We start from the raw sequence: 23,051 nt of genomic DNA, 5'->3' as shown, positions 1-23,051 counted from the left end.
CGGGATCGCGGCTTTTCTTATCCCGCGGGAGCTGCGATGGCTGAAGCTGTACGCCACGACAAGACTGCGCGCCAACTGCGGATGCTGTCCGACGCACTGGACAGCGGTCGGCTGGGCCCGGTGCGCCGCCTGGTCAACACCCTGGCCCCGGCCGAGATCGGCAACCTGCTCGAATCGCTGCCGCCGGGCAAGCGCGAGGTGGTCTGGGGCCTGGTCGATCCGGAAGATGACGGTGAGGTGCTGGTCCACGTCGGCGACGACGTGCGCGAGAGCCTGCTCGCCGACATGGACCCGGACGAGATCATCGCCGCGGTCGAAGACCTGGACATCGACGATCTGGCCGACCTGGTCGAAGATCTGCCGGACACGGTCATCGACGAAGTCCTCAAGTCGATGGACCGCGAGAACCGCGAGCGCCTGGAGCAGGTGCTGTCCTACCCCGAGGACAGCGCCGGCCGCCTGATGAACCCGGACGTGGTGACCGTGCGCGCCGACGTCAACGTTGACGTGGTGCTGCGCTACCTGCGCCTGCGTGGCGAACTGCCCGACCACACCGATCATCTGTTCGTGGTCAGCCGTCGCCATCAATACCTCGGCCGGGTGTCGCTGGCGGCACTGGTGACCCACGAGGACACCACCCCGATCAACCGCCTGATCGACGACGAGCAACCGGCGATCGATGTCGGCGAAAGCGACCAGGAGGTCGCCCGCCAGTTCTCCGACCATGACTGGATCTCCGCGCCGGTGGTGGACGACAACAACATCCTGGTCGGCCGCATCACCATCGATGACGTGGTCGACATCATCCGTGGACAGGCCGAGCACCAGGCGCTGGGCGCCGCCGGCCTGGACGAGGACGAGGATCTGTTCAGCCCGGTCTGGCGCGCCATGCGCCGCCGCCTGATGTGGCTGTCGGTCAATCTGTGCACGGCATTCCTGGCGTCCAGCGTGGTCGGCCACTTCGAGGGCACCATCGACAAGCTGGTGGCGCTGGCGGTGCTGATGCCGATCGTTGCGGGCCTCGGAGGCAACGCCGGCACCCAGGTGCTGGCGCTGATGGTGCGTGGCCTGGCGTTGGGCCAGGTGGGCGCCTCCAACGCGCGCACGCTGCTGTGGAAGGAAGTGCGGGTCGCCTTGTTGAACGGCGTGATGCTGGGTTCGGTGCTGGGCCTGATCGTACTCGCTTGGTTCCACTCGCCCGGGTTGTCGGCGGTGATCGCCATCGCGCTGACCTGCAACCTGCTGTTCGCCGCGTTGGCCGGCGTGCTGGTGCCACTGACCCTGAAACGCTTCGGCTTCGACCCGGCGCTGGCCAGCGGCATCTTCCTGACCGCCGTGACCGACTCGATGGGCTTCTTCACCTTCCTCGGCCTCGCCACCCTGGTGCTGCTGCACTGACCCTATCAAGGGTCGGATCCCCACCGCGCGGGGCGCTGACCCGATCCCAACTGGAACACCCATGGCAACGACGATCGAAAATTACTTCCAGCCCGGCTGGCGTGACCAGCAGTACACCTGCACGGCCTGCGAATGGAAGGGCAGCTCGCGCGCCATGGAGATGGAGCTGGACGAGGACGCCACCGAGTACGACTGCCCGGTCTGCGAGAACCCGCTGCTGGTGGTGCTGCACCCGGATATGGCGCAGGTGCAGGCTGCGGCCGCCGAAGGCAATGCCGAGGCACAGGAACAGCTGGACATCATCGCCAGCTTTCCGCGCCCGCAGTGACGCGGCGCATGATGCCGGGCCGACGTTGGCGGACTACGATGCAGGCGTTCTCGCCGCTTCGGAAAACCCCATGGTCCGTCTGCTGTCGCGCTGGCTGCCATTGCTGGCCCTTCTGATGATGAGCGGTTGCACTTCGCTGCCGGACAGCGCGCGTGGCCGCTTCGAAGCACGTGCGGTGAAGGTGGACGGGCACACGGCTTACTACCAGGTGTTCATTCCCGCGGGCCTGCAGGCCCGCAGCCCTGGTGGGCAGACGCCCGCAACCTCCAACGTCCCGGTCATCCTGTTCCTGCACGGTTCGGGCGAGCGCGGCGCCGATGGCATCAAGCAGACCCACGCCGGGCTGGGGCCTTATCTGCGCGAGCATCCCAACTTCCCTGCCTTGGTGGTGTTTCCACAGGTACCGGGCCATGAGGAATGGAGCGGCCGCAACAACCGTGCGGCCGTGGCCGCGCTGGACACGACAATCGCCGAGTTCGGCGCCGACCCGGCACGGCAGTACCTGACCGGCATGTCGATGGGCGGCTACGGCAGCTGGAACATCGCCCTGGACGACCCGCGCCGCTTCGCCGCGATCGTCCCCGTGTGCGGTGCCGTGCTGGCACCACGCGCAAAGCGCCCGACCCTGTTCGTCGAGCAGGTCGCCCAGGAAACCGATCCGTATGCCGTGATCGCGCAGCGCCTGCAGCACACGCCGATCTGGATCTTCCACGGCGCGCTGGATGACGTGGTGCCTCCGGATGACGACCGCAGGCTGCATGCCGCATTCCAGAGCGCCAACGCACGCGATGTGCGCTACACCGAGTACCCGGAAGGCAATCACAATGCCTGGGACGCTACCTACGCCGACCCGGCCATGTGGGCGTGGCTGTTCGCGCAGAAGCGCTGAACCGCAGTTTCTCGTAGCTGTCAACCTGGGTTGGCATTGACTGCTCTGGTAGTTGCCAACCTTGGTTGGCATTGACTGCTCTGGTAGTTGCCAACCTTGGTTGGCACTGACTGCTCTGGTAGTTGCCAACCTTGGTTGGCACTGACTGCTCTGGTAGTTGCCAACCTTGGTTGGCATTGACTGCTCTGGTAGTTGCCAACCTTGGTTGGCATTGACTGCTCTGGTAGTTGCCAACCTTGGTTGGCACTGGCCTACCTGAAACCAAGCCATTCCCCGATGTTCACTGGAAGCAGGCCCATCCATGCTTGCTCCATGCAGAACACACGTCTCCTGCTCGGTCGTCGCTCCAGCGTCGGCCTCAGCTATATCCTCACCACAGTCGTCCATGACCGCGCACCGCTCTTCACCAACGCCGCAGTGGCCGCCTTGGCAGTGCGCGAATTCCAGCGACTTGATCAGGAAGGCTTCACCCGCTCGATTGCCTACGTGGTCATGCCCGACCACATTCACTGGCTGGTCGAACTGCGCGCCGGGTCACTGGAAACCGTCATGAAGCGTTTCAAGTCGCGCACAGCCCAGCAGGCAAACCGGCTGCTGGGGCGAGTCGGGCGCTTCTGGCAGGCCTGCTATCACGATCATGCGATCCGCTCGGACGAATCGTTGCACCGACATGCGATGTACCTGATGGGAAATCCGATCAGGGCCGGGCTGACGACGCGGTTGGGGCAATATCCCCATGCCTGGTGCGAATGGGAGCTTGGGGCATCATGTGATCTACCCGATGACATGAGCTCCGGTGGATAGTGCCAACCAAGGTTGGCATCTACCAAAGCGGTGCGCGGACAAGCCGAGCGGTGAGTGTGCCAACCAAGGTTGGCACCCACCACAACAGCAGTACCAACCAAGGTTGGCACCCACCAAAGTGGTCAGCCCAGCAGCGTTTCCAGCACGGCCATGCGCACGGCGACGCCGTTGGCGACCTGGCGCAGCACCCACGACTGCGGGCCGTCGGCCACCTCGTCGGTCACTTCCACGCCGCGGTTGATCGGGCCTGGATGCAGCACCGCGGCATCCTTGCCGGCGCGGGCCAGGCGTTCGTTGGTCAGGCCGTACTGCGCGTGGTACTGCTCCAGCGACGGCACCAGGCCTTCTTCCATGCGCTCGCGCTGCAGGCGCAGCATCATCAGCGCGTCGACGCCTTCCAGCATCGCGTCGAAATCATCGCCGACCACGCAGCCTTTCAGGGTCTCGTCGTCCGGCAGCAGCGACTGCGGGCCGCACACGCGGATCTCGCCCACGCCGAGCGTACGCAGCGCATGCAGGTCGGTGCGGGCCACGCGCGAGTGCTTCACGTCGCCGACGATCACCACTTTCATCTTCGAGAAATCCGGGCCCTTGGCCTGGCGCAGGGTCAGCATGTCCAGCAGGCCCTGGGTCGGGTGCGCGCTGCGCCCGTCACCGGCGTTGATCAGTGCAGTGCCCTCACCCGCTGCCTCGGCCAGTGCGGCCACGGCGCCATCATCGGGGTGGCGCACCACGAAGCCGCGCACGCCCATCGCCTCCAGGTTGCGCAGCGTGTCGCAGGCGGTTTCGCCCTTGCGCGTGGACGAGGTCGATGCATCGAAGTTCAGTACGTCGGCGCCCAGGCGCTGCGCGGCCAGCTGGAACGAGCTGCGGGTGCGTGTGGACGGTTCGAAGAACAGCGTGCACACCGCCGAACCGGCCAGCACGTGGCGCTTGTTGCCGACACGACCGACCGCGGCGTCGCGGATCTGCCCTGCCCGGTCAAGCAGCTGCAGCAGGGTGTCGCGCGGAAGGCCTTCGAGGGTCAGCAGGTGGCGCAGGCGGCCGGAGGCATCGAGTTGCTGGGCGGTCATGGCGGTGTCGGGCAGTCAGGGAATGGGGGTGGCGTCGTCCGGCGACGACAGCCAACGGTCGATGATCACCGCCGCGGCCACGGCATCGAGGGCGGCCGCATCACGGCGGCGCTTGCGCCCTTCGGCGCGCTCGACGGCGAAGCGGCGGGCGGCCTCGACCGAGCTGGAACGCTCGTCGATCATCACCACCGGCAGCTTGAAACGTTCCCGCAGCTGGCGGGCAAAGCCCTGCGCGCGCTTGCGGTTGGGCTGGTCCTGGCCGTCCAGGGTCAGCGGGTCGCCGACCACCAGGCCGTCGGGCTTCCATTCCTTGAGCAGGCGTTCGATCGCGGTCCAGTCCGGGCCGTTGCCGTGCACATCGACCACGGCCACCGCGCGCGCATGCGCAGCGAAGGCACTGCCGATGGCCACGCCGATACGCCGCGAGCCAACATCGAACCCCAGAACGGTGCCATCACGGCGGATGGCCGGGGCAGCAGAATCCGGCGCGGGCGCGATGGGCTCAGACATGGCCGCTGTAGTCGGTCAGCCGGAACAGGTCCACACCGATACGCGAGGCTGCACCCTGCCAGCGCTGCTCCAGCGGCAGCTGGAACACCAGCTCGGCATCGGCCGGCACGGTCAGCCAGCTGTTCTCGGACAGCTCGCTTTCCAGCTGCCCTGCGCCCCAACCCGCACAGCCCAGCGTGACCACGGCATTGGCCGGGCCTTCGCCACGTGCCATCGCTTCGAGGATGTCGCGCGAGGTGGTCAGGTACAGGCCTTCACCCACGATCAGGCTGGAATCCCATGCGCGTGCGTCGTCATGGATGACGAAGCCGCGCTCGGGATGCACCGGGCCGCCGTTGAGCACCATGCGCGCCTGCAGGTCGCCATCACCGGTGGTGATGTCCATCTGTGCAAGCACTTCCCCCAGCGTGTACTCGGAAGGCTGGTTGACCAGCACGCCCATCGCCCCGTTCTCGTCGTGCTGGCAGATCAGCGCGACGCTGCGGGCGAATGTCGCGTCGAGCAGCGACGGCAGCGCGACGAGCAGGTGATCGGCAAGGGAAGTCGGCGTAACAGGCATGGGCCCATTCTACCTGCTGGGGGCGGGATGGTCGCGCGATGGCGCCGAACCGCGATGGGCTAGGATGGTGCTTTGCCATGGAAGGTCATCGATGCAGTCTTCATCGCCCCTGACCCTGCCGGCACGCAGCGCCATCGTCCTGATCGCGCTGCTGCAGGGCCTGATGCTGTATGCCGCGCAGGAGCTGTCCGATGCGTGGCCGTTCCGCGATATCGGCTGGCGCTACTGCTGGTACGCCTGGGTGCTGGCCATTCCCAGCGCGGTGGCGCTGAGCCTGGTCGAGCTGGGCCAGCGCCGCCTGTGGCTGCAGGCCGCGCTCGGCTCGGCGGTGGTGCTGGCGCTGGCCGCCTGGACCGGCTGGAACCTCAACGGCGAGACCGCACTGGAATCGGGCGCGCTGCAGTTCCCGCTGACCCTGGGCATGGCCGTGGCGGTGTTCGTGGCCCTGCCCTGGTGGCAGTTCCAGCTGCAGCACGGGCATTGGCGTGCCAGCTACCCGGAGCTGTTCGAGCGCGCCTGGCAGAATGGTTTGACCCTGGCCCTCGCCGCGCTGTTCACCGGGCTGACCTGGCTGCTGTTGTGGCTGTGGGCGGCGCTGTTCCAGCTGCTCGACGTGACCGTCTTCCGCGACCTGTTCCGGCAGGACGCGTTCATCGCGCTGGCCACCGGCAGCCTGGCCGGGTTCGGCGTGCTGATCGGGCGCACCCAGCACCGCGCGATCCAGATCACCCGCCAGGTGCTGTTCGCGATCTGCCGCGGGCTGCTGCCGCTGCTCTCGTTCATCGCCGTGCTGTTCGTGCTGAGCCTGCCGCTGACCGGGCTGGAGCCGCTGTGGAAGACCCGCTCGGCCGCCAGCCTGCTGCTGGTGCTGTCGCTGCTGCTGGTGTCGTTCACCAATGCGGTCTACCAGCAGGGCGACGACACCGCGCCCTACCCCGTCGTGCTGCGCCGGCTGGTCGAGGCCAGCCTGCTGGCGCTGCCGGTCTATGCGGTGCTGGCGCTGTATGCACTGGGCCTGCGCGTGGTGCAGTACGGCTGGACCCTGGACCGCTTCTGGGCGGTGCTGATCGCGTTGGCCGTGGCCGGCTATGCACTGGGCTACGCGCTGGCGGTAGTGCGCCGGCAGGGCCGCTGGCTGCAGACGCTGGAGCCGGTCAACCGCTGGATGTGTTGGGCGGTGCTGGCACTGGCATTGCTGGGCAACTCGCCGCTGCTGGACCCGGTGCGGCTGACCCTGTCCAGCCAGTTGGCGCGCCTGCGTGCGGACCCGCCAGCGATCACCAGCAGTGACGTCAACGTGCTGCGCTTCGATCTTGGGCGCCGTGGCGTGCAGGCGCTGCGCGAGCTGCAGCGTGATCCGGCCATCACCGCCGATGCCAACGCGCCACAGGTGATCGCTGCCGCGCTGGCACGTACCTCGCGCTGGGACGATGGACAGCGCCTCGACAAGGGTCTGCAGGACGTCGCCGCCCTGCAGCGCGCGCTGAAGCTGGCCAAGGGATCCAGCTCGCCACCGGACGATTGGTGGCAGGCACTGGCCACCCGCGCGATCAATGGCGAATCGTGCGCCCAGAGCGAGCGCGACTGCCTGATCGTGCATCGCGACCTGGATGGCGACGGCAACGCCGAGGTACTGCTGTGCGAGCTGTACACCCACCGCGGGCCGGACTGCGTGCTGTACGCACGTGGCAGGGATGCCCAGTGGCGCCGCGCCGGTTCGCTGTTCGGCACCGTCAGCGGCCAGGCCGAGGCGATCAACCAGGCCCTGCGTGACGGCGAACTCATGCTTGTGCCACCGCGCTGGCCGATGCTGTCCATCGGCGGGCGCCCCGCGGTGGCCATCGATCCCGAACCCGAATCCAACGAGTCTTCTCCATGAGCGGTTACTGCCTCATCGCCCCGGGCCATCCGGTGCACGACTACTACCACGCCAACGAATACGGCTTCCCGCAGCGTGACGAGCGCGAGCTGTTCGAGCGGCTGGTGCTGGAGATCAACCAGGCCGGGCTGAGCTGGGAGACCATCCTGAAGAAGCGCGAGGGCTTCCGCGCGGCCTATGACGGCTTCGATGTGGACCGCGTGGCGGCGTATGCCGAGCAGGACATCGAACGCCTGCTGTCGGACGCGGGCATCATCCGCAACCGGCTGAAGGTGCTGGCGGCGATCCACAACGCACAGGTGATCCAGCAGCTGCGGGCCAGCCACGGCAGCTTCGCGGCGTGGCTGGACGCGCACCATCCGCGCAGCAAGGCCGACTGGGTGAAGCTGTTCAAGAAGACGTTCCGCTTCACCGGCGGCGAGATCACCGGCGAATTCCTGATGAGCCTGGGCTACTTGCCCGGTGCGCACGCCGAGGACTGCCCGGTGCATGCGCGGCTGCTGACGCTGTCGCCGCCGTGGTTGCAGGCCTCCCGGTAGCGCCGGCCGCTGGCCGGCAACCTCGGAACGCCTCAGGTGTTGCCGGCCAGCGGCCGGCACTACCGTCGAATCGTCACACGCCCATGTAACGGCCCGGGCGGTGGTTGAACATCAGCACCAGGCTGAGCACCACCGCGCCGATCGCCGAGTACAGCACCTTCGACGGCGACAGCACGAAGAACGCGGCCACCATCAGGCAGGCGTCGTAGGACATCTGCACCTTGCCCGCGCTCCAGCCGCGGGTGCGCTGCAGGTACACCGCCAGGATACCGATGCCGCCGAGGCTGGCGCGGTGGCGGATGAAGAACAGGATGCCCAGGCCGGACAACGCACCGCCCACGATCGCCGAATACAACGGGTTGATGTGCGAGAAGTCGATCCAGCGCGGCAGCAGGTCGGTCAGCACGCCACAGGCGGTGACCGCGGCGAAGGTCTTCAGGGTGAATTCCCAGCCCATGCGCCGCAGCGCCACCCAGTAGAACGGCAGATTGACCAGCACGAACACCAGGCCGAAGTTCCAGCCCATCGAATAGTGCAGCAGGAAGGCCATGCCGGCCATGCCGCCGATCATCAGCCCACCCTTGGCGAAGATGGCCAGGCCCAGCGAGGCCACCATCGTAGCCAGCACCATGCCCTGCACGTCCTCGGCAATCGAGTGGCGAAGCGCTTTTTCGTCGGCGGTGGTGCCGGCGCTGTCGGGCGGCGGGGTCAGCGGACCAGCGGTGACCAGGTGGCCGTCAGCGTCGTCGCACGGCGCAGAGCCATGGGCGGGAAGGGACATACGGGTGGGGGAACAGCAGGTGGGGAGCGATATTAGACACGATCTGCATGACAGTTGCAGATGAAATCGTTCAGCTGCGCTCGCCCATTCAGGTTATTCCGGAGGCATCACCGGCAGCACGGCCAGCATGTCCTCGCCATCATCGTCCATGCCGGTCTCGACGAAACCGAAGCTGCCATAGAAGGCGCCCGCCACCGGATTGCGCGGGTTGTAGCAGATCTCGATCTCGGCCAGGCCGGGCGTGTCCCGGATCTGCGCCAGCGCCACTTCCAGCGCGCGCCGCCCGATGCCACGCCCCTGCCAGCGCTGATCGACCATGAAGCGCCAGATCGAGATGCGCTGCGGCGTCTCCGGCACCCACATGAAGAACCCGACCAGCTCGCCATCGGCCTGGATGGCGCGGGTCTGGTAGCCGGGATGGAATGCGGCCTGCACCAGCGACCAGGTATTGCCGGCCACGAAGTCCTGCTGCGCCTCGCTGACGTCGAGATCGCACACGGCTTCGTAGTTGTCGACGGTGATCGCGTCCAGCGTGACCTGCATGAGGGCGTCCTGCCTCGGGATGAACGCCCAGTCTGCCTGACCCCGGAGGCCGTGTAGCCTGACCCCCACACGACCGTTCAGCGCCGGGTTGCCTGCTCAGCCCTTTCCGGCCAGATGGTGCGCCACCAACGCATTGGCATGGCCGTGGCCCAGCCCATGCTCGCTTTTCAGGAAGCTGACCAGTTCCATGTGTTTCAGGCCCTTCTTGCCCGCCAGCAGCCCGAACCAGTGCGTCACCGGTTGCCCATAGGTCTTCTCGATGGAGGGGAAGTACGAGGCCGGGCCTTTCGGCTTGGTGTCAGTGCTCATGTGGAAGCTCCTTGCATTGGATGTACGGGTACGACGAACCGGGGAGCCGGAAATCGACAGATCCGTTCAATCCGGGAGCCGTATCATCCCTTCATGCCCCGTGAAAACCTCAACGACCTGCAGGCCTTCGTCCACGTTGCCCGCGAAGGCAGCTTCACCAGGGCCGCCGCCCAGCTGGGCGTTTCCCAGTCGGCGCTCAGCCATGCCATGCGCGGGCTGGAAGAGCGCCTCGGCGTGCGCCTGCTGACCCGCACCACCCGCAGCGTGTCCACCACCGAAGCCGGTGCGCGCCTGCTCGAGACCCTCGCCCCGCGCCTGGCCGAGATCGAGGACAAACTGGCCGCACTGGCCGAGTACCGCGAACGCCCGGCCGGCACCATCCGCATCAATGCCACCGGCCATGCCGCCGAATACATCGCCTGGCCGCGGCTGGCGCCATTGCTGCAGCAGTATCCGGACCTGAAGGTGGAACTGGCTGCAGACTACGGGCTGGCCGACATCGTCGCCGAGCGCTACGACATCGGCATCCGCCTCGGCGAACGGCTGGCGCGCGACATGATCGCGGTACCGGTCAGCCCACCGCTGCGCATGCGCGTGGTCGGTGCGCCCAGCTACTTCCGCCAGCATGTGGTGCCACGGCATCCGCACGACCTGGCCAACCACAACTGCATCACCCTGCGCCTGCCCACGCATGGCGGGCTGATGCCGTGGGATTTCGGCCAGGACGGTAACGAACTGAGCGTGCGCGTGACCGGTCAGTGGACCTTCAACACCATGGGCATGACCCGCGCGGCTGCACTGGCCGGCAGCGGGCTGGCCTGGCTGCCGGAAGACCAGGTGCAGCCGATGCTGGACGATGGCCGCCTGCAATCCGTGCTGGACGATTGGTGCCCGCACTTCGATGGCTACTACGCGTATTACCCGTCGCGCCGCCACGTCACCGTGGCGATGCGCACGGTGCTTGATGCACTGCGTGGGCCGATGGCTGCATGAAGCGTGCGGACCAACGGTCCGCACCTACCTCGGTCAGCCCTTGGCCTGCGCCGCGCGCTGCGCGTTGTAGCGCTCGCCGACGATGGAGATTTCCTCCAACGTCAGCGCGATGCGCTGCAGCTCTTCCGGTGCGAGCTGCAGGTTAGCCGCGCCCAGGTTTTCTTCCAGGCGATGGATCTTGGTGGTGCCCGGAATCGGCACGATCCACGGTGCCTGCGCCAGCAGCCAGGCCAGCGCCACCTGCGCCGGGGTGGCGCCACGGGCCGCAGCAATCGTGCTGATGCGATCAACCAGTGCCTGGTTGGCACGACGCGCTTCCACTTCGAAACGCGGCACGCTGTTGCGGAAGTCGTTGGCGTCGAAGGTGGTATCGGCGTTGATCGCGCCGGTCAGGAAGCCGCGGCCGAGCGGACTGAACGGCACGAAACCAATGCCCAGTTCCTGCAACGTCGGCAACAGTTCGCGCTCCGGCTCACGCCACCACAGCGAGTACTCGCTCTGCACGGCGGCCACCGGCTGCACTGCATGGGCGCGACGCACGGTGGCGGCACTGGCCTCGGACAGGCCGAAGTGGCCGACCTTGCCTTCGGCGATCAGGTCGCGCACGGTACCGGCCACATCCTCGATCGGCACGTTGGGGTCGACGCGGTGCTGGTAGAACAGGTCGATATGGTCGGTGCGCAGGCGCTTGAGGCTGGCCTCCGCCACCGCGCGGATGTTCTCGGGACGGCTGTCCAGCCCGGTATCGACGCGCGCATCCTTGAAGCCGAACTTGGTGGCGATCACCAGCCTGTCGCGGTACGGCGCCAGCGCCTCGCCGAGCAGGTCTTCGTTGGTGTAGGGGCCATACACTTCGGCGGTGTCGAAGAAGGTCACGCCACGCTCGACGGCGGCCTGCAGCAGGGCGATGCCCTGGCTGCGCTCCACCGGTTGGCCGTAGCCATGGCTCAGGCCCATGCAGCCCAGGCCCAGGGCGGAGACCTTCAGGCCACTGCGGCCGAGTTCACGTGTCTGCATCGTCGTGCTCCAGAGGGGGAGCGTTGACGATACGCCTGCAAGGGCAACCGATTGAATGGGCAGCGTTGCAGTTGGTCATGACTGGAATTCATCAATTCGCGCAGCCGCCCGCCCGTAGAGTCGAGCTTGCTCCACTCGAAAAGAACAGTCGAGCAGGCTCGACGCTACGGAACACCCAGGTCAACGGATCTCGGAAATCTCCACGCCATCCAGCCCCTGCGACAGGGTGCGGGCGTCGCCGCCCTGGCTGAGCTTGATGCGCAGGCGCACTTCGTTCTGCGAATCGGCGTAGCGCAGCGCGTCCTCGTAGCTGATCTCGCCCGCCTGGTACAGCTCGAACAGGCTCTGGTCGAAGGTCTTCATACCCAGCTGGACCGAATCCTTCATCACTTCCTTCAGCTTGTGGATCTCGCCGTCGCGGATGTAGTCCTGCACCAGCGGCGTGCCCAGCAGGATCTCCATCGCCACCTTGCGCGAGCGGCCATCGGGCGACGGCACCAGCTGCTGCGCGACCACGCCCTTCAGGTTCAGCGACAGGTCCATCAGCAGCTGGTTGCGGCGGTCTTCCGGGAAGAAGTTGACGATGCGGTCCATCGCCTGGTTGGCGTTGTTGGCATGCAGGGTGCACAGCACCAGGTGGCCGGTTTCGGCAAACGCGATGGCGTGGTCCATGCCTTCGCGGGTACGCACCTCGCCGATCATGATCACGTCCGGCGCCTGGCGCAGGGTGTTCTTCAACGCGGCTTCCCAGCTGTCGGTATCGATGCCGACTTCGCGCTGGGTGATGATGCAGCCCTCGTGCTTGTGCACGAATTCGATCGGGTCTTCGATGGTGATGATGTGGCCGGTCGAGTTCTGGTTGCGGTAACCGATCATCGCCGCCAGCGAGGTCGATTTACCGGTACCGGTGGCACCGACGAACAGGATGATGCCGCGCTTGGTCATCGCCAGCGTCTTGATGATCGGCGGCAGGCTCAGCTCTTCCACGGTCGGAATGCGCGTCTCGATGCGACGCAGCACCATGCCGACCTGGTTGCGCTGGTAGAAGCAGCTGACACGGAAGCGGCCGACACCGGACAGGCCGATGGCGAAGTTGCACTCATGGGTCTTTTCGAATTCCTCGCGCTGCGCCGGGGTCATCACGTTCAGGACCAGGTCGCGGCTCTGCTGCGGGGTCAGTGGTGTCTGGGTGATCGGCGAGATCTTGCCGTTGACCTTCATCGCCGGCGGCATGCCTGCGGTGATGAACAGGTCCGAGGCGCGCTGGTGCGCCATCAGCTTGAGGAACGAAGTGAAATCGATGGTGGTCGCGGTGGTGTTCACGGCGGGCTCCCAATGGGGCATGTACCAGGAAACGGTCGGAGGCGGAAACGGCGCGGAAACGGCGGCGCACTGGCGCCCGCCGCCCCGTTGCTGCCCGCCTTACTCGAACAGGCGCTTGTCCTTGGCGTAGTCGCGGGCCTGGTTGCGGGTGATCAGGCTGCGCTTGACCAGGTCCTGCAGGTGCTGGTCCAGGGTCATCATGCCGTACTGCTGGCCGGTCTGGATCGCCGAGTACATCTGCGCCACCTTGTCCTCGCGGATCAGGTTGCGGATGGCCGGGGTGCCGACCATGATTTCCCACGCAGCGGTACGCCCGCCACCGACCTTCTTCAGCAGCGCCTGCGAGATCACCGCACGCAGCGATTCGGACAGCATCGAACGCACCATCGGCTTTTCGCCGGCCGGGAACACGTCGATGATACGGTCGATGGTCTTGGCCGCCGAGCTGGTGTGCAGAGTGCCGAACACCAGGTGGCCGGTTTCCGCGGCGGTCAGTGCCAGGCGGATGGTTTCCAGGTCGCGCAGTTCGCCGACCAGGATAATGTCCGGGTCCTCACGCAGTGCCGAGCGCAGCGCTTCGTTGAAGCCATGCGTGTCGCGGTGCACTTCGCGCTGGTTGATCAGGCACTTCTGCGAGGTGTGCACGAATTCGATCGGATCCTCGACGGTGAGGATGTGGCCGTATTCGTTTTTGTTGATGTAGTCGATCATCGCCGCCAGCGTGGTCGACTTGCCCGAACCGGTCGGACCGGTCACCAGGATCAGGCCCTGCGGCTGCTGGATCACTTCGCGGAACAGCGGCGGGCAGGCCAGGTCCTCGAGGGTGAGCACCTCGGACGGAATGGTACGGAACACCGCACCGGCACCGCGGTTCTGGTTGAACGCGTTGACACGGAAGCGCGCCAGCGACGGGATCTCGAAGGAGAAGTCCACTTCGAGGAATTCCTCGTAATCGCGGCGCTGCTTGTCGGACATGATGTCGTACACCAGCGCGTGGACCTGCTTGTGGTCCAGGGCTGGGATGTTGATCCGGCGCACGTCGCCGTCCACGCGGATCATCGGCGGCAGGCCTGCGGACAGGTGCAGGTCGGACGCTTTGTTCTTTACGGAAAACGCCAACAGCTCGGCGATATCCATGAGCGGCTACTCCCCAATAACGGCTTCGACTGGAAGGATCTTTCCCCGGGCGGCAGTATAGCCTCCTGATTCAACGGAACGCGTTACGTGGCCACTCCCCTGCCCCAGATCCTGAGCAACCTGCACGCCGCCGCCGAGGCCGCTGGCAGGCCCGACCCACGCCTGCTGGCGGTGTCCAAGACCCAGCCGGCCGAGGCCGTGGCCGCGCTGGCCGCACAGGGCCAGCACGCCTTCGGCGAGAACTACGTGCAGGAAGCACTGGCCAAGATGCAGGCGCTGCAGCACCTGGCGCTGGAATGGCACCTGATCGGCCACCTGCAGTCGAACAAGGCCGATGCCGTGGCCAGCCATTTCGACTGGGTGCAGAGCGTGGACCGTTCCAAGCTGGTGACCGCGCTGGCACGCCATCGCCCGGCCGCGCGTGGCCCGCTGAACGTACTGATCCAGGTCAACATCGACGATGAATCCAGCAAGCATGGCTGTGCACCGGAAGAAGTGGATGCACTGGCCGCCGCGATTGCCGCCGAACCCAGCCTGCGCCTGCGTGGCCTGATGGCGATTCCCGCACCGTGGCCGGAAGCGGAGCGCCGTCGGGATGCATTCGTGCGCATGCGCACACTTTTCCAGTCGCTGGCTGCCCAGCACGCGCAGATCGACACGCTGTCGATGGGCATGAGCAGTGACTACGCCGAAGCCATCGCCGAGGGTGCCACCCTGGTACGCATCGGCACCGCCCTGTTCGGCGCCCGCCCGCGCCCGGCCTGATTTTCCAAGGAGACTTCCATGGCAGCTGATTCCATCACCTTCATCGGCGGCGGCAACATGGCCCGCAGCCTGATCGCCGGCCTGATCCGCCAGGGCGTGCCTGCCGCACACATCCACGTGGCCGAACCGATTGCAGCACTGCGCGAGTCACTGGCGGCGGACTTCGGCGTGCAGGTGCACGACAACGCCGCCGATGCCGCCGCGCACGGCCGCACCTGGCTGCTGGCGGTGAAGCCGCAGGTGCTGCGCGATGTGTGCCAGTCGCTGCAGGCGCTGGCGCAGGCGAACCAGCCGCTGGTGGTGTCCATTGCCGCCGGCATCACCAGCGCGCAGCTGGAACGCTGGCTGGGCGGCAATCTTCCGGTGGTGCGCGCGATGCCCAACACCCCGGCCCTGCTTGGCGCCGGCGTGACCGGCCTGTATGCCACGCCATCGGTGGATGCACAGCAGCACGCGCGCGCCGAACAGGTGCTGGCCAGTGCCGGGCGCACGGTGTGGATCGACAGCGAATCGCTGATGGATTCGGTCACTGCGGTGTCCGGCAGCGGCCCCGCCTACGTATTCCTGCTGGCAGAAGCGATGGAAGCGGCGGGCATAGCCCAGGGCCTGCCGGCCGACGCTGCGCGTGCGCTGGTGGTGCAGACCCTGCTGGGAGCCTCGCGCATGCTTGATGAGGCCGGTGAAAGCCCGGCCGAGCTGCGCCGTCGCGTGACCTCGCCGAACGGCACCACCCAGGCCGCGATCGAGAGCTTCCAGGCCGGTGGTTTCGAGGCGCTGGTGGACACCGCGCTGCGCGCCGCGCAGGTACGTGGGCAGGAACTGTCTGCGGCGAATGATTGATCCCGATGTGTGCCGACCAACGGTCGGCACCTACCATCATCCACGCATGGCGTGGATGTTCATTGCCCCAATGTGGCCATGACGAAATCGACGAAGCACTGCAGGCGCGGGCGCGGCCGTCGATCCGGCAGGTAGATCAGGTGCATCGGTCGCGGTTCGGGCAGGTAGTCGCGCAGCAGCGGCTTCAACCGCCCGGCCGCGATTTCGCCGGCCAGCAGCGCGGTCGGCTGCAGCACCAGCCCTGCGCCGGCCACGGCGGCCTCGCGCAACGCGACACCATCATTGCAGGTCAGGCGCGCTTCCCAGTCCACCTGTTCGCCGTTGGCCAGCTGCCAGCCATGGCCGCCGCGCCAGGCCAGGTGGCTCAGGCAGTCATGCCCGGCCAGATCCCCAGGGGTGCGCGGCGTGCCACGCCGGCGCAGATAGGACGGTGCCGCGCACAGGCTCATCGCGTACGGCGGCAACGGCCGCGCCACCACTTCCTGTGACGGCAGCGGCCCAACGCGGATTGCCACGTCGAAGCCATCCTCGATCAGGTCCACGCGGCGGTTGCTCAGGTCCAGTTCGATGTTCAGCAACGGCTGCTCACGCAATAGTCCGGACAGTACCGGCGCCAGCACGCAGCTGCCCCAGGTAGTCGGCGCGCTGACCCGCAGCAGCCCGCGGGGTTGTACCTGCAGTCCGGCCACGTCCGCCTCCGCCTGCTGCACCTGCTCCAGCACCTGCCGGCACCCGGCCAGGTAGGCGCTGCCGGCTTCGGTCAGGCGCTGGCGGCGGGTGTTCCGTTGCAGCAGCGCGGTACCCAGGTGCGCCTCCAGCTGCTGGATGTACTTGCCGACCATCACCGCCGACACCTGCAGCTGTTCGGCGGCGCCTGCAAAGCTTCCGCACTCGGCCACGGCGACGAAGGCCTGCATGCAGCGAAGCGTATCCATTGCTAATCCAGAGTTAGGAATCTGCGAAGCATACGCCGCTTACCTAACCCCACTGTGAGGGCGCAGACTGCGCCCATTCCCCCTCTCGCAAGGAACGGCCATGAAGATCCTCCTCGTCGGTGCCAGCGGCACCCTCGGCCAGGCAGTCGCCCACCAGCTCGGCCAGCAGCATCAGATCCTCGCCGCCGGCCGCAACAGCGGTGAGCTGCGCGTCGACCTGACAGACGACGCCAGCGTCGCCGAACTTTTCGCGCGCACCGGTCCGGTCGATGCAGTGATCTCCACCGCTGGCAAGCTGCACTTCGGTCCGCTGAAGGACATGACACCCGAGCAGTTCAACCTCGGCCTGCAGGACAAGCTGCTGGGCCAGGTGCGGCTGGCACTGGTCGCCCAGCACCACCTCAACGCCGGCGGCTCGATCACCCTGACCAGCGGCATCGTCAGCGCACAGCCGATCCGCGATGGCGCCAACGCCACCTCGGTGAATGCCGCGCTGGAAGGCTTCGTGCGTGCCGCCGCGTTGGAGCTGCTGCCGCGTGGCCTGCGCATCAACGTGGTCAGCCCGAACGTGCTGATCGAATCGATGGCGGCTTACGGGCCCTACTTCCCCGGCTTTGAAGCGGTGAGCGCACAGCGCGCGGCACTGGCCTTCCAGCGCGCGGTGGAAGGCATCCAGAGCGGCGAGACGATCACGGTCTGGTAAGAAAAAGGGGACGGAGGGGATTAAGTCGTTTGTGCACTTGCGACTTAATCCCCTCCGTCCCCTTTTTGTCGGTCACTCCCAGCGCATCGGGCCGTCGCCGCGTTCGCCGAGGACGTCTTCGGGGTTGGCCAGGCGGCAGCGCTGCAGCGACAGGCAGCCGCAGCCGATGCAGCCGGTCAGTTCATCGCGCAGCAGTTCCAGCATGTGGATGCGCTCCTCCAGCTCGGTGCGCCAGCGCGCGGACAGCTTGGCCCAGTCGGCCTTGGTCGGCGCGCGGCCCTCGGGCAGGCTTTCGAAGGCACGGCCGACAGCTTCCAGTGGCATGCCCACCCGTTGCGCGACGCGGATCACGGCCAACCGTCGCAGCACATCACGGCTGTAGCGCCGCTGGTTGCCCGAGGTGCGCAGGCTGCTGATCAGCCCCTTGCGCTCGTAGAAATGCAGCGCGGAAACCGCCACGCCACTGCGCTGGGAGACTTCGCCAACGCTGAGTTCCTGGGAAACCATTGCTTGACCTAAACTGCAGTTGAGGTGGCATGCTGCTATCTTCGCCGCCAGTTGACAAGCGCGGCCCGCATCTGACTCGTATGTCCCCCACTCTTTCGCCCGCCGACGCCCGTGCGCCGGCTGATACGTCGATCCTGTCTCCCCGCTATCGCGCCACCACCATCGGCATGGTGGCACTGGTGGCGCTGCATGCCTTCGAGGCCCTGGCGGTGGCCGCCGCCATGCCGACCGTGGCCGAGGCGCTGGATGGCCTGCGCCTGTATGCGCTGGCCTTTGGCGGCACCCTGGCCACCAGTGTCATCGGCATGACCCTGGCCGGACGCTGGGCCGACCTCCATGGGCCAGCTCGGCCGCTGTGGTATGGCCTGGGCTGCTTCGTGCTGGGCCTGCTGCTGGCCGGCTTCGCCATGCGCATGGGCATGCTGGTGGCCGGGCGCCTGCTGCAGGGCCTGGGTGCGGGCGCGATCTCGGTTTCACTGTACGTTATGGTCGGGCGCAGCTATCCCGAGCACCTGCGCCCGAAGGTATTCGCCGCGTTCTCGGCCGGCTGGGTGGTGCCGTCGATGATCGGCCCCGCGCTGAGCGGGTTGATCGTGCAGCATCTCGGCTGGCGCTGGGTGTTCCTGGCGGTACCCCTGCTGGCGGTCCCGGCCGCGCTGCTGCTGCGCCCGGCGCTGGCGCGCATGCAACCGACCGATGCAGGAAACAGCGACGATGGTCGCGGCAACGTGGTGCGTTGGGCCAGCGGCGCCTCGCTGGCGGCGCTGCTGCTGTACTTCGGTGGCCAGCAGCGCGGCCTGCCCGCCCTGCTCTGCATTGGCGCAGCGCTGCTGGCGCTGCTGTTCTGCGTGCACCGCCTGCTGCCGGCCGGCACGCTGCTGCTGCGCCGCGGGTTGCCCAGCGTGATCGCGCTGCGCGGCATCGCCGCTGCGGCCTTCTTCGCCTGTGAGGCCTACCTGCCACTGCTGTTGCAGCGCGAACGCGGGCTCTCGCCCAGCTGGGCCGGTGCCGTGCTCAGTCTTGGTGCACTGGGCTGGTTCGCCGGTTCATGGCTGCAGGGCCACCAGCAGCGCGGCTGGTCACGCCAGCAGCTGCTGCGCGTTGGCACACCGCTGATGACGATCGGTATCGCCGCCACACTGGCCGTGCTGTTCAACGCAGTGCCGCTGCCGGTGGCACTGGTCGGCTGGGCCATGACCGGCTTCGGCATGGGCATGATCTACGCCAGCCTGTCGGTGCTGACGCTTTCGCTGTCGGCGCCGCATGAGCAGGGCGCCAACACCTCGGCGCTGCAGCTGAGCGAGGCGCTGTCGGTGACCACCGCACTGGCGGTTTCCGGTGCACTGTTCGCGCTGTTCGTGGAAGCCGCGCCACACACCGGCTACCTGCTGTGCCTGGCGATCACCTTCGGACTGGCGCTGCTGTCCACGGTGATCGCGCGGCGGGTGTAGCACCGCCGCATTGCGGGATTGCCGGCCAGCGGCCGGCACTACCGGGTACCCGTCCCCATGTCATCGATATCCCGGTGCAGGATGCGCCTCACCTCCAGCACCGCCTGCGGGGTTTCCTGCACGCTGTGGCCGGAGATGATCACCTTCTCCGACAGCGCGCCCGGCAGATGTGCGCTCCAGTACGGCACCAGCCCATCATCGGATTTTTCCACCGGCAGCTCCGGCTTGCGCTGGGCGATGATCGAGTGGTACTTCAGGCCCGCCTCAATCGGCAGCTGTGCGGCGGCCTTCACGAACGGATCGCTGGCCTTGAGGTTGTCGATGCTGTTCGGGATCTTCGGCTTGGCGGTGCCATCGACCTGCTGCTCGGCCTGTGCCAGTGCCATGAACACGTCCTCGAACTTGCCGAGAATGGTCAGCGGCAGGCGTACCAGGCGACCGATCAGGCGACCGACCTTGTTGCCGGCAATGTCGGTGCCCTGGTGCGGCGCGGCGATGAAGATCGCACGCTCCACGTTCGGCTGTGCCTTGAAATGCAGCAGCGGGCCCAGCTTGTTCTGCACCCGCTTCAGCCGTTCCCCCTTCAGGTCGTAGTTGGCCAGCAGGTCGTTCCACAGTACATCGCCGGAATCGCTCACCAGCAGGCGGGCCAGCACGCCGCCCATGCTGTGACCGATGTAGACCATGTCCTTCGACGCACGCGTGCTGCCGTTGGGATCGAAATGCTTCAGCGTGTCGTTGAATGCATTGGCGATCTCGTAGCGGTTCAGCGCGATCGGCGCATTGGTCGGGTAATAGACCTGCCACACCTGGAACTGCTGGCGCAGCTCGGGGTCACCCATGATCTCGTTGGCCAGGTTCACCCACGCTTCCGGGCTGCTGGCCAGGCCGTGCAGCATGAAGATGATGCGGCGGTTCGGGTCCCACGGCTGCATCAGGTAGATGTGCGGCTCGCCGATGCCCTCGCTCATGCCGAACAGGGTACGCAGCGACTGCCGGGCGAAGCCACTCTGCGCCAGCCACAGGCCGTAGGCGGCAGTGAAGTTGCCGGCCAGCGGTACCTGCTCACCGTGCAGAGTGATGCGCTCGGTCGCTTCCGGCGAATAGGCATCCAGCTCGACCCGGCGCGTGCGCATCACGTCTTCCAGGCTGCTGCCCTCGAACCGCAGCAGTGCGGTGACGTTGATCGAGGACATCTCACTGAACTCGGGCACCGAATCGTCATGGCGGTGGCGGCGGCCACGACGCTCGTCGTCCTCGTCGTCCTGCGCGGTTTCAGCCTTCGGGCCGTCGGGCGCGATCACTGGCGCGACCAGTTTCGGCGGGTCCATCACCATCACCAGTTCGGCACCGAAGCCATCGCGGCGATAGGTGCTGCGCAGGCCAACGAAGCTGACCGTTCCCGCTGGCACCAGCTGCGCCGGAATGCTCTTCAGACCCAGCTGCTGGTAGTTGGAGGCCAGCGACCAGCTACCGACCGTGAGCGGCTTCGTATAGTCCTCGCCGGCCAGCGCAGCGGCGCGTGCGCGCACGAACAACACCACCGCCGCCTTCTCGGCCGCGTAGTTGTAGTAGTCGCGCACCTGCGTCTGCCGGTCCTCGAAGGCCCGGTCGGACGGTGAGCGGCCACTGTAGAACAGGTAGGCATAGGCATAGCGCGCGGCTTCCAGCCAGGCATCCAATGCCGCATCGCTCATCGGCGGATCGCCTGCGGCGGTCTTCTTCGGCGTCATCGCCAATGCAGCCTTCACCCACAGCTCGGACAGCGCCGACAGCCGCTGCTCGACATTGAGGTCGTCGGTCATCAGCAACGTGCTGCGGCAGACCAGGAAGTCCTTCTCGCACTGCGATTCGTCCAGGCCCGCTGCGCTGAGCGTTTCACGCGCGGCGGGGCTGAGCTTGCCAGTGTTGAGCACATCCGCGCGCTTGTTGACCAGTGAATCACTGGATTTGACCTGCTTGACGGTAACCATCGCGCAGCCGCTGCTGCCCAGCAGCAGGAAGGCGGCGAACAACACCGGCAGCAGGCGCTGCCAGCGGGTCAGAAAGAGTTGGGTCATTACTGCGGGTCCTGCTCGGTGCCGGGCACGCCCTGGCGGATCACGGTGGAGAAATGCTCGCCATCACCCAGGTCCAATGCGCGCTGGGTGATGCGGCCCTTGTCGTGCAGCTCGGCGTACGGCATGCCCGGCGTGAGCGCACCGACCTCCTGCGCGTACTCGGCCAGATAGCCGGACAGCAGCAGGCGGTAGTCCAACGGCAGGCGCGGTGCGATGTGGCGGGCCAGGTCGAAGACGATGGTCGTGCAGTTGCTGGTCAGCGTGTTGTAGAAACCCGGCTTGGCATCCAGTTCACGCGCCTGTTCGATGTACGCAGCGAACAGTTCCTTCAGCTGCGCGCGGTCCATGCCATGCAGACGGTACAGGTAGACATCCTCGCCCCGCGCGTTGGTGCGGGTGCGGATGATGTCGGTCTCCTCCGAAGCCACCAGGGTCATCTCGAACTTGCGGAAGAAGCCGCCCAGCGCGGAGAACGACTCACCGCGCTCCTTGCGGATCTCCAGCGAGAACACCACGTGGCGACCATCCTCGAAACCGAACGAGATCAGCGTGTGGGCGATCGCCGGGCCCATCCAGTACGACAGCACCAGGTCGGCCGAGCGCAGCTGGTCCAGGTCGTATTCGCGGCGCACCCAGTGCGCGTCGTAGTCGGTTTCACTGCGCCAGCTGAAGTCGCGCACGTTGTCCAGCACCACATGGCGCCCGTCGAAGGACACCACATGCAGGCGCTGGGCCACGTCGTCGGCCCATACGCGGTCCTGGCGCGGGGTCAGCAGCAGCCACCACAGGCCGGCCAACGCCAGCGCCACACCGAAGGCCGTGCCCAGGCGGCGCGAGGCACGTCCCCGCGCGCCCCGCCAGGACGCCCACAGCGCCACCAGCAGCCACAGCACGGCCACGCCGGTGGCCAGCCAATCCGGCCCCGGCAGCTGGTAGGCCAGCAGCCCGCTCACCCACAGCGCCGCCAGCGCCATGGCACTCCCTGTCATCCAACGTCCTGCGGCGTTCACTGGCATCCTGTCGCGGTCTTGAAGCCGCATAGTTAGCCACAAGCGGGTTCACCGTGGCATCTACGGACCGTTCAGGCTGGGCAGCGCACCGTCGGCGGCGGCCTCTGCGGCCAGGTTCACTTCACAGGAGCAACGATGGGCATCACTTCCGTGGCCGGCGTTCCGGTCCAACCCCGGCACCGAGCCACCTGCCACTGCGGCACGGTCGAACTGCTGCTGGACCTGCCGGACGGTATTGTCGAACCCCGCCGCTGCGACTGCTCGATGTGCCGGCGCCGGGGGGCCATTGCCGCCAGCGTCAGCCGCGCGGGCCTGCAGGTGGTGCGCGGGCAGAACCACCTGCAGCGGTACCAGTTCAACACCCATGTGGCCGAGCACTATTTCTGTGGCGTGTGCGGCATCTACACCCATCACCGGCGCCGCTCCAACCCGGAACAGTACGGCTACAACGTGGCCTGCCTGGAAGGCATCGACCCGTTCGCGCTGGGTGTGATCCCGGTCAACGATGGGGTCAACCATCCCGCCGACCGCACCGGTTAGTGGCGCGTGCGCCGTGGCGGTGCGGCAACCTTCTGCCAGGGGGCCATGCCGCTGCGGCCTGCCCGCACCGGGCGCTTCAGCCAGGGCCGGCGGGGCGTCGCCTGCGGTTCGGTGACGACCGGGGGAGGAACAGGTCTGCGGCCGGGCCAGAGATGATC

The 23,051-nt window shown here is 66.9% G+C and carries 25 protein-coding genes; 12 read left to right on the top strand and 13 right to left on the bottom strand.

Going from position 1 to position 23,051, the window contains the following annotated elements; all coding sequences use genetic code 11:
- Window positions 1-36 precede the first annotated feature (36 nt).
- The 4 genes from mgtE (at window position 37) to ACZK13_RS04820 (ending at window position 3,419) form a co-directional block, all read left to right on the top strand.
- The gene (mgtE, locus tag ACZK13_RS04835; RefSeq protein WP_010483662.1) at window positions 37-1,398 is read left to right on the top strand and encodes a magnesium transporter; all 1,362 of its coding nucleotides are present in this window, start codon (window positions 37-39) and stop codon (window positions 1,396-1,398) included.
- 61 nt (window positions 1,399-1,459) lie between these two features.
- Window positions 1,460-1,726, top strand: coding sequence for a hypothetical protein (locus tag ACZK13_RS04830; protein WP_253144172.1), 267 nt, complete (start codon window positions 1,460-1,462; stop codon window positions 1,724-1,726).
- A gap of 70 nt (window positions 1,727-1,796) precedes the next feature.
- Window positions 1,797-2,615, top strand: a complete 819-nt coding sequence (locus tag ACZK13_RS04825) for a carboxylesterase family protein (protein ID WP_478482313.1) — start codon at window positions 1,797-1,799, stop codon at window positions 2,613-2,615.
- Between the two features lie 312 nt (window positions 2,616-2,927).
- Entirely contained in the window at window positions 2,928-3,419 is a 492-nt protein-coding gene (locus ACZK13_RS04820) for an REP-associated tyrosine transposase (protein WP_071228058.1), read from the top strand.
- Window positions 3,420-3,541: 122 nt separating this feature from the next.
- On the opposite strand, the gene ACZK13_RS04815 is transcribed toward ACZK13_RS04820, so the two are convergent.
- The 3 genes from ACZK13_RS04815 to ACZK13_RS04805 are packed head-to-tail and all read right to left on the bottom strand — an operon-like array spanning window position 3,542 to window position 5,561.
- Window positions 3,542-4,492, bottom strand: a complete 951-nt coding sequence (locus tag ACZK13_RS04815) for an aspartate carbamoyltransferase catalytic subunit (RefSeq protein WP_032130186.1) — start codon at window positions 4,490-4,492, stop codon at window positions 3,542-3,544.
- A gap of 15 nt (window positions 4,493-4,507) precedes the next feature.
- Window positions 4,508-5,002 carry a Holliday junction resolvase RuvX gene (gene ruvX / locus ACZK13_RS04810; RefSeq protein ID WP_049400682.1) on the bottom strand — a complete coding sequence of 165 codons (495 nt, stop codon included), beginning with the start codon at window positions 5,000-5,002 and terminating at the stop codon, window positions 4,508-4,510.
- Window positions 4,995-5,561, bottom strand: coding sequence for a YqgE/AlgH family protein (locus tag ACZK13_RS04805; RefSeq protein ID WP_004147177.1), 567 nt, complete (start codon window positions 5,559-5,561; stop codon window positions 4,995-4,997). Before ACZK13_RS04805 ends, ruvX begins: the two co-directional genes overlap by 8 nt.
- Window positions 5,562-5,652: 91 nt before the next feature.
- Here ACZK13_RS04805 and ACZK13_RS04800 point away from each other — a divergent pair, with 91 nt between their 5' ends.
- Both ACZK13_RS04800 and ACZK13_RS04795 read left to right on the top strand, forming a co-directional pair.
- The gene (locus ACZK13_RS04800; protein ID WP_180838212.1) at window positions 5,653-7,440 is read left to right on the top strand and encodes a DUF4153 domain-containing protein; all 1,788 of its coding nucleotides are present in this window, start codon (window positions 5,653-5,655) and stop codon (window positions 7,438-7,440) included.
- Window positions 7,437-7,979, top strand: coding sequence for a DNA-3-methyladenine glycosylase I (locus tag ACZK13_RS04795; RefSeq protein ID WP_049400680.1), 543 nt, complete (start codon window positions 7,437-7,439; stop codon window positions 7,977-7,979). The genes ACZK13_RS04800 and ACZK13_RS04795 overlap by 4 nt, the downstream gene beginning before the upstream one ends.
- 73 nt (window positions 7,980-8,052) lie before the next feature.
- Here the strand turns inward: ACZK13_RS04795 and ACZK13_RS04790 are convergent, their stop codons facing one another.
- The 3 genes from ACZK13_RS04790 to ACZK13_RS04780 form a co-directional block, all read right to left on the bottom strand.
- Window positions 8,053-8,760, bottom strand: coding sequence for a YitT family protein (locus ACZK13_RS04790; protein ID WP_012510275.1), 708 nt, complete (start codon window positions 8,758-8,760; stop codon window positions 8,053-8,055).
- Window positions 8,761-8,853: 93 nt separating this feature from the next.
- On the bottom strand, window positions 8,854-9,303 hold the full coding sequence (locus tag ACZK13_RS04785; RefSeq protein WP_100437447.1) for a GNAT family N-acetyltransferase: 450 nt from the start codon (window positions 9,301-9,303) through the stop codon (window positions 8,854-8,856).
- Between the two features lie 96 nt (window positions 9,304-9,399).
- Window positions 9,400-9,612: a DUF4287 domain-containing protein gene (locus ACZK13_RS04780; RefSeq protein WP_005408372.1), complete on the bottom strand. Its 213-nt coding sequence runs from the start codon at window positions 9,610-9,612 to the stop codon at window positions 9,400-9,402.
- A gap of 93 nt (window positions 9,613-9,705) precedes the next feature.
- Between ACZK13_RS04780 and ACZK13_RS04775 the strand changes: the two genes are divergently transcribed.
- Entirely contained in the window at window positions 9,706-10,605 is a 900-nt protein-coding gene (locus tag ACZK13_RS04775) for a LysR family transcriptional regulator (RefSeq protein ID WP_478482312.1), read from the top strand.
- Window positions 10,606-10,638: 33 nt separating this feature from the next.
- Here ACZK13_RS04775 and ACZK13_RS04770 read toward each other — a convergent pair whose 3' ends face one another.
- The 3 genes from ACZK13_RS04770 to ACZK13_RS04760 form a co-directional block, all read right to left on the bottom strand.
- Window positions 10,639-11,622 carry an aldo/keto reductase gene (locus tag ACZK13_RS04770; protein WP_478482311.1) on the bottom strand — a complete coding sequence of 328 codons (984 nt, stop codon included), beginning with the start codon at window positions 11,620-11,622 and terminating at the stop codon, window positions 10,639-10,641.
- Window positions 11,623-11,802: 180 nt separating this feature from the next.
- A complete protein-coding gene (locus ACZK13_RS04765; RefSeq protein WP_049400675.1) occupies window positions 11,803-12,966 on the bottom strand; it encodes a PilT/PilU family type 4a pilus ATPase in 1,164 nt (387 codons plus the stop codon).
- Window positions 12,967-13,044: 78 nt separating this feature from the next.
- Window positions 13,045-14,082, bottom strand: a complete 1,038-nt coding sequence (locus ACZK13_RS04760) for a type IV pilus twitching motility protein PilT (protein WP_006422551.1) — start codon at window positions 14,080-14,082, stop codon at window positions 13,045-13,047.
- A gap of 87 nt (window positions 14,083-14,169) precedes the next feature.
- On the opposite strand from ACZK13_RS04760, the gene ACZK13_RS04755 reads away from it, so the two are divergent.
- Both ACZK13_RS04755 and proC read left to right on the top strand, forming a co-directional pair.
- The gene (locus ACZK13_RS04755) at window positions 14,170-14,847 is read left to right on the top strand and encodes a YggS family pyridoxal phosphate-dependent enzyme (protein WP_125895217.1); all 678 of its coding nucleotides are present in this window, start codon (window positions 14,170-14,172) and stop codon (window positions 14,845-14,847) included.
- Between the two features lie 18 nt (window positions 14,848-14,865).
- Window positions 14,866-15,687 carry a pyrroline-5-carboxylate reductase gene (proC, locus tag ACZK13_RS04750; RefSeq protein ID WP_125895219.1) on the top strand — a complete coding sequence of 274 codons (822 nt, stop codon included), beginning with the start codon at window positions 14,866-14,868 and terminating at the stop codon, window positions 15,685-15,687.
- Window positions 15,688-15,746: 59 nt separating this feature from the next.
- On the opposite strand, the gene ACZK13_RS04745 is transcribed toward proC, so the two are convergent.
- A complete protein-coding gene (locus ACZK13_RS04745) occupies window positions 15,747-16,622 on the bottom strand; it encodes a LysR family transcriptional regulator (RefSeq protein ID WP_049421550.1) in 876 nt (291 codons plus the stop codon).
- A gap of 100 nt (window positions 16,623-16,722) precedes the next feature.
- On the opposite strand from ACZK13_RS04745, the gene ACZK13_RS04740 reads away from it, so the two are divergent.
- The gene (locus tag ACZK13_RS04740) at window positions 16,723-17,325 is read left to right on the top strand and encodes a short chain dehydrogenase (RefSeq protein ID WP_125895221.1); all 603 of its coding nucleotides are present in this window, start codon (window positions 16,723-16,725) and stop codon (window positions 17,323-17,325) included.
- 72 nt (window positions 17,326-17,397) lie between these two features.
- Here the strand turns inward: ACZK13_RS04740 and soxR are convergent, their stop codons facing one another.
- Window positions 17,398-17,832 carry a redox-sensitive transcriptional activator SoxR gene (gene soxR, locus ACZK13_RS04735; protein ID WP_032127734.1) on the bottom strand — a complete coding sequence of 145 codons (435 nt, stop codon included), beginning with the start codon at window positions 17,830-17,832 and terminating at the stop codon, window positions 17,398-17,400.
- Between the two features lie 29 nt (window positions 17,833-17,861).
- Between soxR and ACZK13_RS04730 the strand changes: the two genes are divergently transcribed.
- Window positions 17,862-19,283 (top strand): MFS transporter, encoded by a 1,422-nt coding sequence (locus ACZK13_RS04730; RefSeq protein WP_478482310.1) that lies wholly within the window; start codon window positions 17,862-17,864, stop codon window positions 19,281-19,283.
- Between the two features lie 38 nt (window positions 19,284-19,321).
- On the opposite strand, the gene ACZK13_RS04725 is transcribed toward ACZK13_RS04730, so the two are convergent.
- Together ACZK13_RS04725 and ACZK13_RS04720 are read right to left on the bottom strand one after the other, a co-directional pair.
- Window positions 19,322-21,343 (bottom strand): esterase/lipase family protein, encoded by a 2,022-nt coding sequence (locus ACZK13_RS04725; RefSeq protein WP_049463618.1) that lies wholly within the window; start codon window positions 21,341-21,343, stop codon window positions 19,322-19,324.
- Window positions 21,343-22,317: an Lnb N-terminal periplasmic domain-containing protein gene (locus tag ACZK13_RS04720; protein WP_125895274.1), complete on the bottom strand. Its 975-nt coding sequence runs from the start codon at window positions 22,315-22,317 to the stop codon at window positions 21,343-21,345. Before ACZK13_RS04720 ends, ACZK13_RS04725 begins: the two co-directional genes overlap by 1 nt.
- Before the next feature lie 171 nt (window positions 22,318-22,488).
- On the opposite strand from ACZK13_RS04720, the gene ACZK13_RS04715 reads away from it, so the two are divergent.
- Window positions 22,489-22,893 (top strand): GFA family protein, encoded by a 405-nt coding sequence (locus ACZK13_RS04715; protein WP_049421554.1) that lies wholly within the window; start codon window positions 22,489-22,491, stop codon window positions 22,891-22,893.
- Window positions 22,894-23,051 lie beyond the last annotated feature (158 nt).

This window comes from Stenotrophomonas sp. 99219_Sma (genome assembly GCF_056480785.1).
Note: the sequence above shows the minus strand (reverse complement) of the source record. Positions and strands in the feature narration are given on the sequence as shown.

What these genes read in the sequence shown, in the direction of transcription:
- ACZK13_RS04815 (WP_032130186.1), bottom strand. Translation starts at nt 4,492, where the DNA reads ATGACCGCCCAGCAACTCGATGCCTCCGGCCGCCTGCGCCACCTGCTG.
- ACZK13_RS04720 (WP_125895274.1), bottom strand. Translation starts at nt 22,317, where the DNA reads ATGGCGCTGGCGGCGCTGTGGGTGAGCGGGCTGCTGGCCTACCAGCTG.
- ACZK13_RS04795 (WP_049400680.1), top strand. Translation starts at nt 7,437, where the DNA reads ATGAGCGGTTACTGCCTCATCGCCCCGGGCCATCCGGTGCACGACTAC.
- ACZK13_RS04825 (WP_478482313.1), top strand. Translation starts at nt 1,797, where the DNA reads ATGGTCCGTCTGCTGTCGCGCTGGCTGCCATTGCTGGCCCTTCTGATG.
- ACZK13_RS04715 (WP_049421554.1), top strand. Translation starts at nt 22,489, where the DNA reads ATGGGCATCACTTCCGTGGCCGGCGTTCCGGTCCAACCCCGGCACCGA.
- ACZK13_RS04830 (WP_253144172.1), top strand. Translation starts at nt 1,460, where the DNA reads ATGGCAACGACGATCGAAAATTACTTCCAGCCCGGCTGGCGTGACCAG.
- ACZK13_RS04760 (WP_006422551.1), bottom strand. Translation starts at nt 14,082, where the DNA reads ATGGATATCGCCGAGCTGTTGGCGTTTTCCGTAAAGAACAAAGCGTCC.
- ACZK13_RS04790 (WP_012510275.1), bottom strand. Translation starts at nt 8,760, where the DNA reads ATGTCCCTTCCCGCCCATGGCTCTGCGCCGTGCGACGACGCTGACGGC.
- ACZK13_RS04745 (WP_049421550.1), bottom strand. Translation starts at nt 16,622, where the DNA reads ATGGATACGCTTCGCTGCATGCAGGCCTTCGTCGCCGTGGCCGAGTGC.
- proC (WP_125895219.1), top strand. Translation starts at nt 14,866, where the DNA reads ATGGCAGCTGATTCCATCACCTTCATCGGCGGCGGCAACATGGCCCGC.
- ACZK13_RS04765 (WP_049400675.1), bottom strand. Translation starts at nt 12,966, where the DNA reads ATGCCCCATTGGGAGCCCGCCGTGAACACCACCGCGACCACCATCGAT.
- ACZK13_RS04785 (WP_100437447.1), bottom strand. Translation starts at nt 9,303, where the DNA reads ATGCAGGTCACGCTGGACGCGATCACCGTCGACAACTACGAAGCCGTG.
- ruvX (WP_049400682.1), bottom strand. Translation starts at nt 5,002, where the DNA reads ATGTCTGAGCCCATCGCGCCCGCGCCGGATTCTGCTGCCCCGGCCATC.
- ACZK13_RS04805 (WP_004147177.1), bottom strand. Translation starts at nt 5,561, where the DNA reads ATGCCTGTTACGCCGACTTCCCTTGCCGATCACCTGCTCGTCGCGCTG.
- ACZK13_RS04820 (WP_071228058.1), top strand. Translation starts at nt 2,928, where the DNA reads ATGCAGAACACACGTCTCCTGCTCGGTCGTCGCTCCAGCGTCGGCCTC.
- ACZK13_RS04740 (WP_125895221.1), top strand. Translation starts at nt 16,723, where the DNA reads ATGAAGATCCTCCTCGTCGGTGCCAGCGGCACCCTCGGCCAGGCAGTC.
- soxR (WP_032127734.1), bottom strand. Translation starts at nt 17,832, where the DNA reads ATGGTTTCCCAGGAACTCAGCGTTGGCGAAGTCTCCCAGCGCAGTGGC.
- ACZK13_RS04800 (WP_180838212.1), top strand. Translation starts at nt 5,653, where the DNA reads ATGCAGTCTTCATCGCCCCTGACCCTGCCGGCACGCAGCGCCATCGTC.
- ACZK13_RS04725 (WP_049463618.1), bottom strand. Translation starts at nt 21,343, where the DNA reads ATGACCCAACTCTTTCTGACCCGCTGGCAGCGCCTGCTGCCGGTGTTG.
- mgtE (WP_010483662.1), top strand. Translation starts at nt 37, where the DNA reads ATGGCTGAAGCTGTACGCCACGACAAGACTGCGCGCCAACTGCGGATG.
- ACZK13_RS04730 (WP_478482310.1), top strand. Translation starts at nt 17,862, where the DNA reads ATGCTGCTATCTTCGCCGCCAGTTGACAAGCGCGGCCCGCATCTGACT.
- ACZK13_RS04770 (WP_478482311.1), bottom strand. Translation starts at nt 11,622, where the DNA reads ATGCAGACACGTGAACTCGGCCGCAGTGGCCTGAAGGTCTCCGCCCTG.
- ACZK13_RS04775 (WP_478482312.1), top strand. Translation starts at nt 9,706, where the DNA reads ATGCCCCGTGAAAACCTCAACGACCTGCAGGCCTTCGTCCACGTTGCC.
- ACZK13_RS04780 (WP_005408372.1), bottom strand. Translation starts at nt 9,612, where the DNA reads ATGAGCACTGACACCAAGCCGAAAGGCCCGGCCTCGTACTTCCCCTCC.